The 17,019-nt window shown below is 70.1% G+C and carries 16 protein-coding genes; 11 read left to right on the forward strand and 5 right to left on the reverse strand.

All coding sequences use genetic code 11. The features are described 5' to 3' along the window. The first annotated feature begins 190 nt into the window (after positions 1-190). The 4 genes from ABZY31_RS28200 to ABZY31_RS28215 all read left to right on the forward strand — a co-directional run bounded on the left by ABZY31_RS28200 (position 191) and on the right by ABZY31_RS28215 (position 3,234). Positions 191-700 (forward strand): ankyrin repeat domain-containing protein, encoded by a 510-nt coding sequence (locus ABZY31_RS28200; protein WP_356415686.1) that lies wholly within the window; start codon positions 191-193, stop codon positions 698-700. Between the two features lie 728 nt (positions 701-1,428). After that, a complete protein-coding gene (locus tag ABZY31_RS28205) occupies positions 1,429-1,737 on the forward strand; it encodes a hypothetical protein (RefSeq protein WP_356415688.1) in 309 nt (102 codons plus the stop codon). A 119-nt stretch (positions 1,738-1,856) separates the two neighbouring features. Continuing rightward, the gene (locus ABZY31_RS28210; RefSeq protein WP_356415691.1) at positions 1,857-2,171 is read left to right on the forward strand and encodes a hypothetical protein; all 315 of its coding nucleotides are present in this window, start codon (positions 1,857-1,859) and stop codon (positions 2,169-2,171) included. A 259-nt stretch (positions 2,172-2,430) separates the two neighbouring features. Beyond that, positions 2,431-3,234 carry an NAD(P)-dependent oxidoreductase gene (locus ABZY31_RS28215; RefSeq protein WP_356415694.1) on the forward strand — a complete coding sequence of 268 codons (804 nt, stop codon included), beginning with the start codon at positions 2,431-2,433 and terminating at the stop codon, positions 3,232-3,234. 219 nt (positions 3,235-3,453) lie between these two features. Here the strand turns inward: ABZY31_RS28215 and ABZY31_RS28220 are convergent, their stop codons facing one another. Beyond that, the gene (locus ABZY31_RS28220) at positions 3,454-3,744 is read right to left on the reverse strand and encodes a hypothetical protein (RefSeq protein WP_356415697.1); all 291 of its coding nucleotides are present in this window, start codon (positions 3,742-3,744) and stop codon (positions 3,454-3,456) included. Positions 3,745-3,986: 242 nt separating this feature from the next. On the opposite strand from ABZY31_RS28220, the gene ABZY31_RS28225 reads away from it, so the two are divergent. Beyond that, a complete protein-coding gene (locus ABZY31_RS28225; protein WP_356415700.1) occupies positions 3,987-4,283 on the forward strand; it encodes a helix-turn-helix domain-containing protein in 297 nt (98 codons plus the stop codon). 127 nt (positions 4,284-4,410) lie between these two features. Then, positions 4,411-4,722: an STAS domain-containing protein gene (locus ABZY31_RS28230; protein WP_356415703.1), complete on the forward strand. Its 312-nt coding sequence runs from the start codon at positions 4,411-4,413 to the stop codon at positions 4,720-4,722. Between the two features lie 446 nt (positions 4,723-5,168). On the opposite strand, the gene ABZY31_RS28235 is transcribed toward ABZY31_RS28230, so the two are convergent. Beyond that, complete coding sequence (locus ABZY31_RS28235; protein WP_356415705.1) at positions 5,169-7,442, reverse strand: Helicase associated domain protein; 2,274 nt, start codon at positions 7,440-7,442, stop codon at positions 5,169-5,171. A gap of 396 nt (positions 7,443-7,838) precedes the next feature. Further along, positions 7,839-8,234 (reverse strand): SDR family oxidoreductase, encoded by a 396-nt coding sequence (locus ABZY31_RS28240; RefSeq protein WP_356415708.1) that lies wholly within the window; start codon positions 8,232-8,234, stop codon positions 7,839-7,841. Between the two features lie 655 nt (positions 8,235-8,889). On the opposite strand from ABZY31_RS28240, the gene ABZY31_RS28245 reads away from it, so the two are divergent. Next, entirely contained in the window at positions 8,890-9,318 is a 429-nt protein-coding gene (locus ABZY31_RS28245; RefSeq protein WP_356415711.1) for a hypothetical protein, read from the forward strand. A 110-nt stretch (positions 9,319-9,428) separates the two neighbouring features. On the opposite strand, the gene ABZY31_RS28250 is transcribed toward ABZY31_RS28245, so the two are convergent. After that, entirely contained in the window at positions 9,429-10,694 is a 1,266-nt protein-coding gene (locus ABZY31_RS28250; RefSeq protein WP_356415714.1) for a HAMP domain-containing sensor histidine kinase, read from the reverse strand. Further along, positions 10,691-11,368, reverse strand: coding sequence for a response regulator transcription factor (locus ABZY31_RS28255; RefSeq protein WP_356415717.1), 678 nt, complete (start codon positions 11,366-11,368; stop codon positions 10,691-10,693). Before ABZY31_RS28255 ends, ABZY31_RS28250 begins: the two co-directional genes overlap by 4 nt. Before the next feature lie 275 nt (positions 11,369-11,643). On the opposite strand from ABZY31_RS28255, the gene ABZY31_RS28260 reads away from it, so the two are divergent. From ABZY31_RS28260 to ABZY31_RS28275, 4 genes are all read left to right on the forward strand, one after another. Beyond that, complete coding sequence (locus tag ABZY31_RS28260) at positions 11,644-13,257, forward strand: alpha/beta hydrolase (RefSeq protein WP_356415719.1); 1,614 nt, start codon at positions 11,644-11,646, stop codon at positions 13,255-13,257. A 43-nt stretch (positions 13,258-13,300) separates the two neighbouring features. Further along, the gene (locus ABZY31_RS28265) at positions 13,301-14,935 is read left to right on the forward strand and encodes a serine/threonine-protein kinase (protein ID WP_356415722.1); all 1,635 of its coding nucleotides are present in this window, start codon (positions 13,301-13,303) and stop codon (positions 14,933-14,935) included. 57 nt (positions 14,936-14,992) lie between these two features. After that, positions 14,993-15,406, forward strand: a complete 414-nt coding sequence (locus ABZY31_RS28270) for a resolvase (protein WP_356415725.1) — start codon at positions 14,993-14,995, stop codon at positions 15,404-15,406. A 187-nt stretch (positions 15,407-15,593) separates the two neighbouring features. Next, on the forward strand, positions 15,594-16,886 hold the full coding sequence (locus tag ABZY31_RS28275) for a hypothetical protein (protein WP_356415728.1): 1,293 nt from the start codon (positions 15,594-15,596) through the stop codon (positions 16,884-16,886). Positions 16,887-17,019 lie beyond the last annotated feature (133 nt).

The raw sequence follows: 17,019 nt of genomic DNA on the forward strand, positions 1-17,019 counted from the left end.
CATTTCCAACCAGCACAACGAGCAACCCGGCGAACCTTCCCGGTCACGGCACTAGACGACTGGTGATCGTGTGACAGCAAAGGTGGCGGACCGGAGTTCGCAGTTTCGCGGCTCCGCCTCGATGGCAGGCGAATCGAACTGTTGGGCGACCCGGTGTTCCCGCGGCCAGGAGGCCGGGAATGATCGAGGTATGGACATCGCGGATCAACTGGTGAAGTCGGCGGGCGCCGGCGACGTGATCGCGGTAGCCCGGCTGCTGGGGCAGGGTGCCATGGTGGACGAGCCGAACCGTGATGGGCGTACGGCGCTGGACCAGGCGGTGGAGCAGGGACACGCCGATACTGCCCGCCGGCTCGTCGCAGCAGGGGCCGATCTGGAGCAGCGGGTAGGTGAGTACCAGGAATCGACACCGCTGTGCCTGGCGGCGAGCCAGGGGCACACGGCGGTCGTCGGGGTTCTTCTCGATGCCGGTGCCCGTACCGGAGCCCAGGGCCGACTGGGCTACGTACCACTGGTGCTGGCCGCCACGACCGGCGACACGGGGCACCCGCAGACCGTAGACCTGCTGCTGGACCGCGGGGTGGACATCAACGCAGTGATGAAGCAGAAGACGGCCCTGGACTGGCGGTCGGGTTCGGGCAGGAAGAGATGGTGCACCGCCTGCTCGGCCGCGGTGCCATCCCCTCGGCCGAGACCCTGACCGCCGCGCGTGAGCATCTCGGACGTCATCCCCGGCGCCGGCGGAAGAACGAACGCATCGCGGTCGCCCTCCTTGACGTCGGGTCCGGCACGGACCAGGAGCCCCGGACGGAAACCGGGAATCTGGCGTAGCGATCACTCAGGAGCACCAGCCCGGCCCGACTTCGCTGTCACAGAACCACCGGCCGTCCAACTTCAGTGGCATTCGGTCCAGGTTCGACGGCACAGGACAGTTGTTCTGCGACGACGCGGCGTCGCCGGAGGGCGGGCGTCTTACCGTCACCAGGAGGCGTCACGGTGACGCTTCCTGAACGCGAATCCCGTTCGCGCCAGGCCCGCGTTCTGCAGCGCGACGAGCAGTACACGCTGTCCGACCGTTTCCGCCGGCCGAACGGTGTGTCACTGGCGTACCAGGTCGCACCGCACTGCGGGCACTCGAAAGGGGGGCAGGGGTGACGCCGGCCTGCGAGTAGCGCGCGCAGCGCCTCCCCGCCGGCGTCGATCGCCGCCCAGCGGGCGCGCGCCTGCCGCCAGGCTTTCGTGCGGCTGGTACCCGAGCAGAATCGTCGCGATGTCCTGGACTCCGGGGGGAGCGCCCCGCGTTGGTCGCACCGGGAAATGCTCTTTTTGACCACGTCTCCAGGGTCCTCCGGATGCGGGCCGGTGACCAGGATGTCCACCCGTAGGGGTGCGGGGTGGGCGCTCTCGTCAGCGGCAGCCGTAGAGCTGGTGAAGAAGCGCGCTCGCGACTTGGCGGCCAAGCGCACCGGACTCGTCATCGAGACCCGCGCCCGGTTCGGCTTCACCGCCGCGCCGGGCACGACCGACGATGGTCGGATGCGGCGGATCACCCAGCATGTCCCGCCCGAGTACGCGTCCCGCCTGCTCGCCGCGCAGGAATCCGGGGCATCGGAGGCTGCGCTCAAGCGGATCGCGGCCGAAGCGCTGCAGGAGGCGTATTTCAAGGACAGTGGCCGCCGCGCGGGCGACCTCGTCGTCGAGTTCACGGACATCGACTACGTCGACGTCGGCTACTGACCTCGTGCCGGGACGGCGGGTGTCCGCCCTACTGTTGAGCCGAGGCGCGATAGTTGTCACAAGCGCACGCTGGTTGTCACGTCCGCCTGCTCAGAGATGCTGAAGGGAAGCTTTCGGGGATGAATGAGTACTCCTGGCCCGGCGACGGCATCAACGTCGGCGCGCGGGCCCAAGCCGCCTGGCCAGCGATGTGTGCGGCGCTTCCTGTGGGAACCCCGGTGACCGGCGAAGTCATCGGTCGGCAACCCTTCGGCGTCTTCCTCCGCCTCGACGGTGTCCAGGACGCAATCGGCCTGGTCGAGATCACGACGATGCCTCGTGATGCTGAACTGCCCCAGGTCGGTACCCACGTCAGTGGCGAGGTCCTTAGGCATGCCAAGCACAATCACCAGCTGAGGATCGCCTTCACCGGACGGAGGCCCGCCGGGACCTGATGGGTGACATCACAGCTGCGGAGCCCCGGTTGATGACGAATAACGTGCCTCTCTGGTGACAGATGTCTTGCCGCGCAGCGTGAAACGCGCAGGCTGAACCGGCCTTCTGGTGACAACCACCGTGCTTCGGCTCAACTGTGATCCGGCTACCCGACCACCCCTCCTGTCGAGGCCGATGCCGCATCCTGCGGAAACGCGCCTTGCCGAGTGGATCAACGGGAGCGAAGATGCCCGGGTTGTCGACATCAGGGGAGACGCAGTGAATCTGGGAACAGTGGCTGTAACGGGGGCGGCGGGCACCATCGGCTCCGTGGCGCGGGAGGCGCTGCGAGGCGAGGCGGGGCGGTTGATCCTGCTCGACCGGGTGCCGCTGCGTCAGGAGGCCGAGAACGAGGATGTGCGCACCGTGGATCTGCGGGACGCCGCCGCTGTGGAGTCAGCCCTTGCGGGAGCCGACCGGGTGCTGCACCTGGGCGGGATACCCGACGAGGCGCCTCTGTCCGATCTGCTCGAAACCAATGTGCTCGGCACGCACCACGTCCTGGAGGCGGCGCGGCGCATAGGAATCGAGCGGGTGGTGCTGGCGAGCAGCAATCGTGTCACCGGCTTCTACCCTGTCGCGCACCTCACCCGCCCCCAGGAGCCGGTACGCCCTGACGGGCTCTACGGGGTGAGCAAAGTCGCTGTCGAAGCGCTCGGACGCCTGTATGCCGACAAGTTCGGCCTGTCCGTCGTCAGCCTGCGCATCGGCAGCTTTGAGCATGTGCCCACCGAATTCCGGCACCTGGCGACCTGGCTGAGCCCGCGCGACGCCGTCGGCTACATCCGGGCCGCCCTGACCGCACCGCTCTCCGCCCGCTTCACCACCGCCTACGCCGTCTCCGCCAACAGCCGCCGCTTCTGGGAACTCACCGACGCTGCGGAACTGGCCTACACCCCCGTGGACAACGCCGAACACCATGCGGCGGACATCCCCGCAGCAGAGGTCCCGATCGACCCGGCCGCGCCCCAGGCCGGCCCCTACGCCCTGCCCGAGTTCACCCTCAAGCATCTGCGACCTTGACGTTCACAGCCATGCCGACATACATGATCGGCAGCACGTTCGGCTCGGGAACGACGAGCAAGGCTCTGGTGCCTACTGCCTCAGGTTTCGGCATCAACGGAAGCCGCCAGGCCAGCGGCCCTACTTCGGTGGCAAACGGTCCAACTTCAGTGTCAGCGGACACTCCGGGCCGTGCCCGGCGGTTGATGCGGGTGCCGGGCGGGGCCGCGGCGGTGCGGCTCAGGGCCGGTGCAGGATGTCGTGGCTGCCGACGCGGCGCCAGATGATGTGGCGGCCGTGGTGGCGCTGGCGGCCGTAGGCGAAGGTCGCGCGGCCGTCGGGTGCCCAGGTGAGTTCGAAGACGCCGGGAGCACCCCGTACGCCCTTCACCCGCAGTCCGGGGCGCAGGCACCCGATGCGCAGGTCCGGGACGAAGGCCTCCCTGACGACGTGGAGGAACCGCCGGCGCTGGCCGGGGGTGAGGCGTTTGAGGTCGGCGGTGAAGGAGGTGAGGATCCCGTAGGTGGGCACGCGGGGCCTCCTGCGGGCAGCACGACGAAGCCCCCGGCATGGGCCGGGGGCGTGAAGGGGGTCTTCGGGTACGTCCCGGAGAGGTGTCCGGGCTCTGTCTTCGGGCACGTTGCGTGTGCTCGTTGGTGTCAGGGCCGGGAAGATGTCGGGCCTCGACACCGCCGCGCGGAGTGCTGCCTCGGCGCGGGCCGCGGCCGACTACCCTGTATGCAACCAGTGCATAGATGATGGGAGTTGCCCAGATGTCGAGTTCAGAGGCCCTGCTGCGGCTGACGGTCGCGGCCCTGATGTACGCGACGGGGGAGTCGCAGGCCGACCTGGGCCGAGGCCTGAAGCTGAGTCAGGGGCAGGTATCGCGCAAGCAGTCGGGGGAGTCCGGGGGGTCGTCGTGGACGCTGGCCGACCTCGACCGGCTGTCCGCGCACTACGGCATCGCTGTCTCGGACCTGTTCTGCGGGGTGGACCACGCGGTGAAATGCCTCCCGGCCCGCCGCCGCGCGGCTACGGTCGGCGGGCTGCAGACCACGATCACCCCGTAGGAGACGCCGTGGACCAGGGCCCGGTGTCGTACTGGGCGTGGACGCTGACGTCGACCCGTGCGTCATTGCCCTGGCCAGTAACCCGATGGGGTTTGGCCAACCAGAGGTCATTGGGCATGCTCACCGTATGGACGACACGCAGAAGACCGCACGGCTGACGGTGGTCACCGGGCGCGGCGACATGGACATGGACACCCTCGGCCCGCTCGCCGAAGCCCTCCAAACCGCCGCCCGGACACACGATGTGGTCGTCCTGGATGCCTCCCAGATCAGCTTCGGCGACTCCTCGTTCCTCAACCTGCTCCTGAACACCCACAAGATCACGACCCTGAGAGTCGCCGCCCCCCAGAAGCAGCTGCTGTCGCTGCTGGAAATAACAGGCGCGGACGGAGTACTCACCATGGCATCCACCGTGGAGGCCGCCCTCGCCATGCCATGACCGTGAACGCCTATGCCGCCGCACGGACACTCACCGGTACGGCTGGTGCTCACCCGCTCCACCACCACACCCGCCGCCGCGGCCCCCGGACAGCAGGCCCCGATCGCAGCCGCCGTCCCCGCCCACCACCAGCAGGCGGCACCAGCCAGGGGCGCGGGGCGTACGAGGTGAGGGTGACGGCTCCCGCACCCGGACCCGGGGCGCCGTCTACCTGCCTGAGCCCGGCGAGCCTCCGGCCGCCAGCAGCAGGCAAGCGGTTCCCGAATCCGGGAACGGTGGGTCCCGGAGTGATACACGGTTCCCATATAGGGGAACCGTGCAGGTCGGATAGGTGATGGGAAGTCAGGGGGTCGGTGTCGCGCAAGCAGTCGTAGAAGGGCGAACGAGACGCGGCGTCGGCAGGCCGTACGCGGTGACCTTCGGCTGCGGCGGCGGATCTCGGGATCTCACACAGACCCCGCCCAGTCGACCCCGAGTTCGGCCAGCGCCCGCAGTTGCCCGGCGTCGAGCCGGTCGCGGCGCTGGCGCTGGTTGGCGAGCCACACCCCGGTGCGGTGGACCGCTCCGGGCAGGTGCTCGACGTGCTGGCGGCCGGGCAGGCCGCCGCCTTCCCGCTCGACGTACTGCGCCAAGGCCTGGATGCCGGTCTCAAAGGCCGCTGCGCCGCGCCCGGACCCTGTGGCCGTCCTGGTCTTCGCGGGCGCCTGGCGGGCCCGTACGACCCGCGCCGGGGCGACTCCGAGCGCGGCGAGCCGGGCCTGCTGCTCCTCGTTCAGTCGCCCCCAGTCTCGGCGTTGGGCGGCCAGCCACCGACCGACGTCCTCGCCGTGCCGGGTCACCCCGGGGGTGACGGCCTTGAGGCGGGCCCCTTCGCCGACGAGCTGGGCGAGGGAGGCGCAGTGCCGCTGCCAGTCCACCGTCCACCCCAGCGTCGCGGGGTTCCAGGCCTCGTCGATCGCGGCCAGGGCCGCCGCCCGCCGCTCGGCGCGCACCGGGTCCTTCCCGAGCCCGCCCGGCCGGCGGACGTTGGTGAGCCACTGCCCGATCTGGACGTCGAGGATCGCCGCGCCCCGCGGGGCGGCCAGGGTGCCGTGCAGCCGGTGGTAGGCCCGCGCGGCGGCGAGGTTCTGCTCGAAGGCGGCATCGGCGGTGTCCCACACGATCCCGAGCTCCTCCAGCTCGGCGGCCCGTTCCCCGGTCATCTGTCCGGCGCGGAAGGTGCGGCGCTGGTCGGAGAGCCACCGCCCCAGCGGGTACGGGCCCTCGGCGTGCTCGTTGGGCACCTGGAGGTCCCCCTCGCGCTCCCGGTACCGGAACGCGGCCTCCACGCCCCGACGCCAATCCTGCCGCTCAGTGTTGAACACCTGGTAGCTGATCCACTTCGCGATCAGCGCCGGGTCCCGGGGGGCCGCGAACCGGAGCAGCAGTCGGTTCTCCTCCGCACCCTCGGCGGGCGCCTTCCCGACCAGCGGCGACGGCTGCACGATGCGCTTCTGGTTCTCCTGGGGAATTGCCAGCATTTCCACGGCGCGCTCATCGGGTGCCCGAAGCCCATTCAAAACCCGAATAAGGGGCCCATACGATTTCGAGGTGAGAATGTCCTCGGGACTCTCGTCTTCCCGCAGAAAGACGGGAACAATCAGGGTCGCCATTTTCCCTTCCCCGGGCTTCTGCCGCAGGGCCCGGCCGATGGCCTGGACGATGTCGACGGCGGACCCCTTGGGGTCGATCAGGGCCACTGAATCAACCGCCCGGATATCAACGCCCTCCCCGAGAACACGACAATTCGCGAGCACGGCGCGCCCGGCCCGGCGGCCGAAGTCGGCGAGCACGCCGGCCCGGTGCTCCGCCTCGTGCTCCCCGCGCAGCCACCCCGTCCACACCTTGGCCGGGTGCCTGACCGGATCGACGGCGTGCAGCCGGCTGGCGACCCGCTCCAGGCCCTCGGCGAAGGCCTGCGCCTCCACGGTCCGGTGGTGGAAGGTGATGGTCGTCTTCAGGTCGTGCTCGGCCATCGTCTCCAGCAGGGTGGTCTGCACGGCCGCGAGGCGCTGCCCGCGCAGCCGCTCCTCGTGCCGTTCCTCGCTGTAGAGCCGGGCCGGGGTCACGACCGGGTCGACCAGCTCGGCGACCACGACCTTATACCGCGCCAGGAGCCCCCAATACCGCGCCAGGAGCCCCCGGGCGATGGCGTCGGCGAGCGACAGCTCGTAGACCACCGGCCCGAACACCCTGGTGTCGTCCATGGAACAGGCCATGTCCTTCGGGAGCCGGTCCCACCGGGACCGCGGCACATACCTCCGCCCCTCGGCCTCCGCCTTCTTCCGCCGCTCCTCCTCTTCCCGGCGCCGCTCGGCCGCCTGCTCCAGCTCCTGCGCCCGCGTCCTGGGCGGCCGTTCCGCCCAGATCCGGGGGGTGGCCGTCATGTACAGCCGGCGCCGCGCAGGGATCACCTCCTGGCGGTGCACGTCCGCCCACGCCTTCCCGGCCGACCCGCTCGTGCGGTGCGCCCCGTCCACGACCACCAGGTCGAAGGCCTCCATCGCCAACCCGTACTCCCCGCGGTGCGCCTCGGCGATGACGGGCAGGGAGGCGTAGGTGGCGTAGACGGTGACCGCACCCCGGCCGTGCCACAGGGCGAGCTGCGGCGCCTGTGAATGGGGGGCTGGGTGGCAGTGGTTGGGTGTCAGCCGGGGCGGCACGGTTGTCCCTGCTCTCACCCTGTAGTGGTGATGATCTTGGCTGCCATCGAGTGACCAGGCTGCTGCCATGAGGTGGCTACCACGGTGGTGGGTGGCTGTCATGGGGTTGCCTATTCCTGTGTGCGTGACTTCGGCCGCGGAGGGGTCGGCGGGCGGGGTGGTCCGCCACGGCGTGCCCTACGCCGGCTCGGGGGAGGGGTGTGCGTGCCGTCGGTACGGCTGCGCGGGCCTGGTCCCGGTGTCCTGGTGCGCCGAACACGGGGACGCAGCCGGCCCGGTGATGAGTGGCACCCCGGCGGCGGCATCCGCTGCGCGGCGCTACACCGAGGCCGTGCAGAGGCCGCGCACGTCGGCTGACGGCGACCGTGCCGGGGCGGGCCGTGCGTCGACGGGGCGTGCTCGCGCACCGGGGATCTACGCCCGGTCCACGCCCAGCGCGTCGATGGCGGCGAGTTGTTCGGCAGTGAGCTTTCTTCTGCCTCCGAAGACTCTGCTGTGTGCGTTCTGTCGGGCCACTGACCTCGACGGGACGGCGCGGACCCTGGATGCGCGCAGGATCCGCCGGGTCCCTTCGACGTTGACGTCGGTGAAGGAGTTCAGGTCCGGCGGCGCGAAGTCGGTCAGTGCGGCGCAGTGCACGATGGCGTCGATGCGGTGCGCCAGTTCACGGTGCACGTCCGCCTCCAGACCCAGCCCCGGCCGGGTGAGGTCGCCTTCCAGACATGTGGCGGCGCCAGGGGGGCGGCGTCGGTGAACGAGGGTGATGACGTTGTAGCGGGCGGTGAGGGCGGGGCCTTCAGGGAGCCGCACATGCCCGGTGTCACGGTGACCATCCGCCTAACCGCAGCGGGACCGGTCTGTTCAGCTTGCGTGAACACCCACGGGCGAACCGAGGCAGTCGACAACCCATTCACGATGCGTACCCCTGTTTCGGTCTGGCTGCCCCGGCCACGGCACCAGGACCAGCGCGGAAGCCCGTGAGCACCATGCGCTCGCGCTTGACTTCCGGGTTCAACGACCGGCCCGAGGCACTGTCACGCCTTGCAGCACGCGTCCGGCCTGAAGGCCCGCCGCCTGTCCACAACCGAACAAGTCGTACGGTATCCACCGGCGGGAGAGGGACACCGGCTGATCGCGGTTCCCCGGCATGACGCCAATCCGAGGCGGCTAAAGCCGGTGATCCCCTTGCCCGCGCAGGACCTGAACGAGCCGCCGCCGATCCCCACCACCGCGAAGAGGCACCGATACGGGCCGTCCCCCCTGAAGCCGCTGAGGGGTACCGAGGTTTGCCGTCCGGCAAGAGTTGCGCAGGGGATGGTTCGGCGACTGCGCGAACCCATGCCTGCGGGAGTACAACAGAGGCGCGAGCTGGGCAACGCCGAGCACGGTCCCCTCGCATGCTGGGAACGGCGCCGGTAGAGAAACCCTGACGCCGTTGTCACCAGTAGTTCGTACGATTCGACCCATGTCCTACGCTTCGGCTCGTGATCTCCCCTCGTTCCTGGAATCGGAACGGCAGCTCAAGGCTCTGCGCGTGTTCGCGTGGCCGATGAGGGCGAGGATCAAGGCGATCGAACGGGAGATGCGGGAGCTCACCGCAACTGTCGACGCCTTCTATGACCTGCTCAGCGACAAGCACTGGATCTTCCACGATCACTTGGCACTGACAATGGTGCGCACAGTCCTTGCCGAAGCGCCCGAGGACCCGGACCGGGCCGAGACGATACTCATCGGCCATTACAACAACCTGGAACACCAGCAGCTCATGCTCCTGCCGCTGCGGGGCCTGCCTGCGATGCGCCGTCGGCTGCCCTTGGTCGAGAAGGCTCAGGAGGACTACTTCGCCGGCCGCCCTTCCTTGCCGCGCCGGTCTTGGACGACTGTCGCAGCCTAGGCCGGCCCACGATCGTCAAGAAACCTGGACCAAACGGCATAGACATGCCCGCCGCCGGAGGTACCAAGATCCGACGGAAGGACACCCTTGTGCCAGCAGCTCGGGACGCGCTACTTCGTCCGTGGCGCCAGGTGGAGGGTGAAGCGGGCGCCGCCGCTAGGGCTGGTGGCGACGTCGAGGGTGCCGCCGTGGGCGTGGGCGACCCAGGAAGCGATGGAGAGGCCGAGGCCACTGGAGCCGGAGGCGGAGCCGCTGCGGAAACGCTGGAAGAGCGAGTCGGCCAGTTCCCGGGGTACACCCGGCCCTGCGTCGTCGACGGTCAGCATGCCGTCGGCGGTCACGGTGAGGTCGACCTCCGCAGGCCGGCCGGGGGTGTGGCCGTGGACGAGGGCGTTGCCGAGCAGGTTGGCCACCGCCCGCCGCAGGAGGTCGGGATCCGCGACCACGACGACCGGTTCGGTGCGTACGGTCACGCGGTGCTCGCCGGTCTCGGTGTCGTCGACGACCGCTTCGACGAGCTGGTCCAGGCGCATGGGCTGGCGGTCCGGGGCGCTGACGCCTGCCGCTATCCGGGCGCGGGTGAGCAGGCCGTCGATGAGGTCGCCCATCCGGTCTGCCAGACGCACCGTCCTTTCCAGCGCGGCGTCCCGGCTTGCGTCGTCGCGCAGTGCGGTCTCCGCGAGGATGCGCAGCGAGGCGGCCGGGGTACGCAGGTCATGGGCCGCATCAGCGAGGAACTCCTCCTGCTGGAGCAGTGCCGTCAGCGCGGGTCGGATCGCACGTCCGGAGAGCAGGTGTCCGGCCGCGGCGGACAGGGCCACCAGGCCGGCGCAGCCGCCGATCAGGAGCAGCGTCAGCCGCCGGTGCGCGGCCTGGTCCGCGGACATGTCCGCTGCGGCGACCAGCGCACCCGCCGGTGCTGCACCGTCGGCTGCCGCGTAGGGCTCGGCAACCAGGCGGATCTCCTGGCCTTCCACGCTCAGGGCGTCCGTGGCGGTCGCCTCGCCCTCCTTCACGGCTGCGGCGGCCGCCTCCTCGATGTCCTCGTTCTGCGGCCCTACGCAGGCCCGGCGCGGTTGGTAGACGATAGTGGGCTTGTTCGTCTTCGTGGCCACCACGGTGAGCAGAGGGCACTCGGTCTCTATGCCGTCCTTCAGCGCCTGGACGTCGAGCTCGCCGTTCTCGTCCGTGCCCAGTAGCGCGATCGCACGGCTGGTCTGGAGGTTGAGTGCGTCGTCGAGCTGGTTGCGCCAGGAGTTGTCGTCGGTGCGGATGGCGAACGCCGCGAGGGCGATCAGCCCGACCGCGCTGGTCAGGGTGAACAGAGCGGTAAGCCGTCGGCGCAGCCGGCGGGCGCGGGCCTCGGCCGCCGTCATGCGCGGTCGGTCGTGAACGGTGCCAGGCGGTAGCCCACTCCTCGGACGGTGTGGATCAGCGCTGGGTCGCCGAGCTTGCGGCGCAGCTGGGAAACCAGCACCTCGACGACGTTGGAGCTCGGTTCGGCCATCTCGTCCCAGCACTTCTCGATCAGCTCGGCGCGCGGTACGGCCTGGTCCGCCCGGGCGGCGAGGAGTTCCAGCACGGCGAACTCCTTGCGAGTCAGGACCAGCAGCACGCCGCCCCGGTGCACCTGCCGGCGGGCGGTGTCGATCTCCAGGTCGGCGATGTGCTGCACCGGTGGCCGGGCTGCCCCCGCCCGCCGGCACAGGTTGTGCACTCGGGCCAGCAACTCGGGCACGGCGAACGGCTTGACCAGGTAGTCGTCGCCGCCTACGGCGAACCCCGCGACCCGGTCGGCGACCGTGTCGCGGGCAGTGAGGAACAGCACCGGAACGGTCCGCCCGGCGCGCCGCAGCTTGTCCACGTAGTCGATGGCGTCTCCGGAAGGCAGGGCCCGGTCGAACACCACACAGTCGTACCCGGTGACGAAAAGCGCCTCGTCGGCGTCCGGCAGATCGGCGACCTCGTCGACGGCCAGCCCCTCGGAGCGCAGCGCCGCGGACACCGCGAACCGCAGATCTTCGTCGTCCTCGACCACCAGTACTCGCACGGCGGTCAGGATAGCCCCCGCCCGTCAGGTAGGCCCCGGGCCCGTCCTCATCAAATCCTCAGGTTCCCTCAGCGACCATCCATCCAGGTCACAGCGGAATCGAACACGCGGCGACTTGAGACACCCCCGGGCGTGGACCCCCCCACCCCCACCCGGCTCCACGTCCGGGGGGCAGGCCGCAGGGCGACCGCCTCCCTGCTCTACGGCACCGGCTTGAACGCCCGTGCCCGCGCACGCCGTGAACCGGCGCCGACCAGTCCCCACGGAGTAATCCCATGAACCACCCGGCCCTCAAGCGCGCCGGCCTGACCCTGGCCCTGGCCGCACTCGGCGCGACGGCACTCGCCGGCTGCGACCCGGCCAGTGATGACGCACGCCCGCCCGGCGCCGGCGCCGTATCCGTCGATCCTGCCGGGCAGCGCGATCTGCAGGGCTTCTACCAGCAGAAGCTGTCCTGGACGCGATGCGGTGAGCTGCAGTGCGCCACGCTGACTGTCCCCATGGACTACGCACACCCCAAGGACGGCCGGACTTTCACCCTGCCGCTAGCCAAGGCCGTCACGGCGGACCCCGCCCGGCGCATCGGTTCGCTGGTCTTCAACCCCGGAGGCCCGGGCGAATCCGGGATCGACCAGCTGAAATCCGGCGGTCTGTCGTCCTTCAGCGAGCGGGCCCGCGCCCGCTTCGACATCGTCAGCTTCGATCCTCGCGGCGTGGCCGGCAGCACACCGGCCGTCGACTGCGGGTCCTCGGACCCCGCCGCCGAGGACCAGCCCATACCCGGCGCTGACGACACGTCGACGAGCCTGTACCCGAGGACCGACGCTGATCGCCGGGCCGCGCTCGCGGACGCCGAACGCGCTGCCAGCGCCTGCAAGGCCCGTAGCAGCGCGATCCTGCCGCATGTCGGCACCCCGGACGCCGCCCGGGACCTGGACGTGCTGCGCGCCGCACTCGGCGACGAAAAGCTCAGCTACCTCGGCTGGTCCTACGGCACCTACCTCGGCACCGTCTACGGCGAGCTGTTCCCGCGCCGAGTGCGGGCCCTCGTCCTCGACGGGGCGGTCGACCCTGCACTCGACTGGTCCGAGGCGGCCCTCCAGCAGGCCAAGGGCTTCCGGAAATCGGTGGACGACTACGCCGGGCAATGCGCCTCCGTGGTGAGAAGCGCCTGCCCCGCCACCACCCCGGAGGGCATCCGCAAGGTGATCACCGACCTGTACGCGCGGGTTTCCAAGCGCCCGCTGCGCATCAAGGGCACCGACGAGCGGCTCGACCAAGCCATGCTGCACACCGCCGTCAGCATGTCGATGTACTCGCCCGAGTCCCAGTGGCAGCCCCTGTCCGAGGCGCTTCGCGCCGCACAGCAGGGCGACGGGACGAAACTCGCCGAGATCGCCGACCCCGGTATATCGGCTCAGGACGACAGCTCCGACAGCTCCGGATCCGGTCCCGGCGCCACCGACGACCAGCCCCCGGGCAACTCCTCCGACGCCCTCATCGCCGTCAACTGCCTCGACCAGCCGCACCCCAGGGACCCGCAGCCCTACTGGGACCTGCTCGACCGGGCGAACCGCGAGGCCGGCGCCTTCGGCACCTCGGGCGTCCTCGCCAAGCTCATCTGCAAGGACTGGCCCGCCGGACCGCAGAAGCCGCACCGCGTCCAGGCCGAGGGCCTCCCCCCGGCCCTGGTCGTCGGCACCACCGGCGACCCGGCCACGCCCTACGAGTGGTCGAAGAACCTCGCCGCCCAGCTGCCCGGCGGCATGCTGCTCACCTTCCGGGCGCCGGGCCACACCGCCTACGGCCGCGGCAGCGCCTGCGTCGACGACGCCGTGGACGCCTACCTCCTCGACCTCAAGCCGGTCCCGGACGGGAAGACCTGCTGAACAGCCACCTCACAGCTCGTACGTACCACTGGAGACCCTCCGCATGCCCACCGATCTGACCCCGGACTCCTCGCTCGCGCGGGCGGTCTTCCAGCCGTTGCAGCCCGACGACCCGGGCGAAGTGGGCGGCTACCGGCTGCATGCCCGGCTCGGGGCCGGCGGGATGGGGCGGGTCTACCTGTCCTACACACTCGGCGGCCGGCCGGTGGCCCTGAAGACGGTCCGGCCGGAGTTCGCACAGGACCCGGAGTTCCGGCGGCGGTTCGCGCACGAGGTGGCCAACGCCCGGCGGATCCACGGGCTGTACACCGCACAGGTGATCGACTCCGGTGCGGACGCCGAGGTGCCCTGGTTGGCCACCGCGTACGTGCCAGGCCCCTCGCTCCAGCAGGTAGTACGGGAACACGGCGTGCTGCCGGTGCGCACGGTGCTGCTCCTGATGGGCGGGGTCGCGGAGGCACTGCAGGCGGTCCACGGCGTGGGGGTGGTGCACCGGGATCTCAAGCCCGCCAACGTGCTGCTCGCGGCCGACGGACCGCGCGTGATCGATTTCGGCATCGCCCGCGCGGCTGACGCCGTCGCGCTGACCGGCACCGGGTTGCGGATCGGTTCCCCCGCCTTTATGGCACCCGAGCAGGCCCTGGGCCGGCCGGTCACCTCCGCGACGGACGTCTTCGCGCTGGGCGCGCTGGCCGCCTACGTGGCGGGCGGCACCCCGCCGTTCGGTGAGGGGCCGGAAACTGCGGTGCTGTACCGAGTGGTGAACGAGCAACCCGGTCTCGACCGCGTCCCGGGCGACCTGCGCGCGCTGCTGCTGCGCTGCCTGGCGAAGCGGCCAGAGGACCGGCCGACTCCCGCCGAGTTCATCGAGGCCGCCCGCACCCGCCCCGTCGTGGGAGGACAGTTGCGCTTCGCCGACGACTGGCTGCCCAGGAGGGTCAGCGCCGACATCACCCGCCGCTGCGACCTGCGGCAGCACTGTCCCACGGCCGTCTCCCCTGCCTCCGTTCCCGCCCAGGCACCGCCCGGCTCCTTCGATGCCCCGCACCCCCCGACCCGGATGTCGACCGCCCCGCTGCCCACACCGCCGACGACCGTTGCCGCTCCGGCGCCACCCGAGCAGACCAACCCCCGCCGCCGTCGCCGCAAGGGCGTGTCCTGGAAGACAGTGCTCGTCGTGGCACTGGTGATGGCGCTCGGCGGTGCGGCCGGCGGCGTACTTCTCGTCATCACAGCCGACCAGACCACGCTCGAAGACACGGAATCGGCCGAGGACACCAGCCCCGAAGCGGCGGCGAGCACGGCCACGTACGCCGCGGCGTACACCGAGACGGTCCTGACCGCACCGGACGACTCCTACGACTTCGACATCAGCACCGGCACGCTCACACCCGCACGGTCCACCCCGTGGGCCGTGGGGCACGACGCCGAGGGGTTCCTGAGCCCGTTGGACAGCGACGCCTCCATCACCCCCAGCGGCCGACCGACCCCGGCCGAGTGCTCGACGGCCATCGACCGGCAACCGGCGACGGCCCTCGCCTTCGGCGACCTGCCGGCCGGACACGCCTTCTGCGTGCGCTCACGCAGCACTCACGACATCGCGATCGTGCGAGTGGTAACCGTGGCCGGCAGCGGTCCGGTGACGATCTCGATGGACTACTACCGCAACGGCAACTGACTACCGTACGGGGCCGTTCGTACCGAGTCATCGCCGACCACACCCCCAACCGAGGCCGTGCGCGCCGCATACCTGGAAGGCCGGTCCATCGCCGCCCTCGCCCGTGACCACGGCGTCAGCCGCGGCGCCATCCGCACGGCTGTCGCCGACCTCCTGCCCGAGCACACGGCCGCCGACCCGGACGCCCCCGCCCCGGAACTGCCGGTCACCCTTGACATGCCGGGCAAGGTCGCCGACTTGCTCCATGCTGCCGAGCTGGAGCCCGCCGAGCGGGCCGCGCTCGACGACGGCCAGGCCGTACGACGCGGCACGGGCTACACCCTCCGCGTCAGCGCCGTGCCTGCGGTCCACCGCCCGCTCCTCGACCGCTGCCAGCCGCTCGACGGGGGCCGGGGCGTTCCGACTGTTCCGGCCCAGCGCAAGGCACGCCGCGAGTACGAGAACCGCGTCAGCGCGCTCACACCGGTCTGACCATGATCACCGGCTTAGCGTTAACCGCTGCACCGATGTTCCCCGAGACCGTGAGTGCCCGGACCGTCGCTCATTCGGGCTCTTTGTCTCATTGGCTCATTGTCCAGACCACCTACAGGCGTCGAGACTGCTCGGCATGATCAGAGCAAGAGCATCCAAGCTCCTCGCCATCACAGCCTCAAGCGCCGTGCTTCTGCTGGGCGTTCAGGCTGCTCCCGCATCGGCTGAGGTCTTCTGCAACGAGGGCTTCTCGGTCGACGGGGCCATCTGGACCGAATATACGCAGACGCCGGGCGTACAGGCTTCCCTGGGCTGTCCGAAGTCCAAGGAAATCCCGGTCTCCAAGGACGGGGGCGCCCGCCAGGTCTTCGAGCGTGGATCGATCTACTGGAGCCCCAACAGCGGGGCCCACTCGATCTGGGGCCTCATCGGCGACAAGTGGGGGCAGCTCGGCTGGGAAGGCGGCAGTCTCGGTTACCCCACCAGCAACGAAACCCGGCTCCCTGACGGCAAGGGCGTACGCCAGGTCTTCCAGGGCGGCTCGGTCTACTGGTCCCCCAACACCGGTGCACACCCTGTTTGGGGTCGCATCGGCGAACGCTGGGGAATGGCCCAGTGGGAGACCGGCCGCTACGGCTACCCCATCAGCGATGAAGTCCAGGTTCCGGGTGTCAAGGGCGTCAGCCAGATGTTCGAGCGGGGCCCCATCGCATGGTCTCCCGAGGAGACTCGCAACCCGCAGTACACACAGGCACGCGACCTGTACCTAACCCCCAGCAGCAGTACGCGTAACGGGGGTCTGCAAGAGGCCGCGCACCTGCTGCCCCAGGGAGGAGACCGGGGGATCGTCGTTGTACGTGGCTACATCGCCACCGACAACAACCCAGTGAACGACATCATCGGCAATCACCGACAGTGGAGCACCGCCCCGGCCGCCGATTCCAAGGTGACCTTCGCGTGGGACACCGAAACGGGCCGCGTCGGCGTCTACGTCGAACACTCCTGCGTCCATGACCCCAGCTCCACGCTGAACGGATGCCGTGACGCCAAGCCCCTCGTCCGTACCTCACACGCCGAAGTCGTCCAGGATGACCGGACCCCCCAGAATGAATACTGGGTCGAGCCCGCCGCCGGCGGAGGCATCAAGGTATCTATCTCGGCGGTCAACTCGTTCGTAGATGTTCCGGGCTACCAGTTCGGAGACCTCGGCCGGATCAACGCGACTTGGTACCTGACGCCGCACGGGTACGACGACAAGAACAAGGCCTTCACCGGTTTCGACATCACAACGGCGAAGGACAAGTTCCCGTCGTGGGAAGTCCTGCGCTACCCCCAGCTCCTCGACAACGCCAGCGCCCCGCAGGCCAAATGGCAGGGCGCCGTCTGGCAGACCCGCGTCAGTGACCTGTCAGCCCCCCAGCACACCTGCACCCGGAACGACCCGGATTCCCAAAACGCCACCATGGCGTGCACCGGCTGAGCCTGTAGCGGCACGACGAAAGCCCCTCGTCAGCCTCCGGGCTGGTGAGGGGTTTTCGTTGTCAAGATCCGCTGACTGCCCCTTTGACGCGTATCGCGGCTGTACCCCTAGGCGGCCTCCGGGGAGGATCGGT

Source organism: Streptomyces sp. NPDC006529 (genome assembly GCF_040611795.1).
GTDB lineage: Bacteria > Actinomycetota > Actinomycetes > Streptomycetales > Streptomycetaceae > Streptomyces.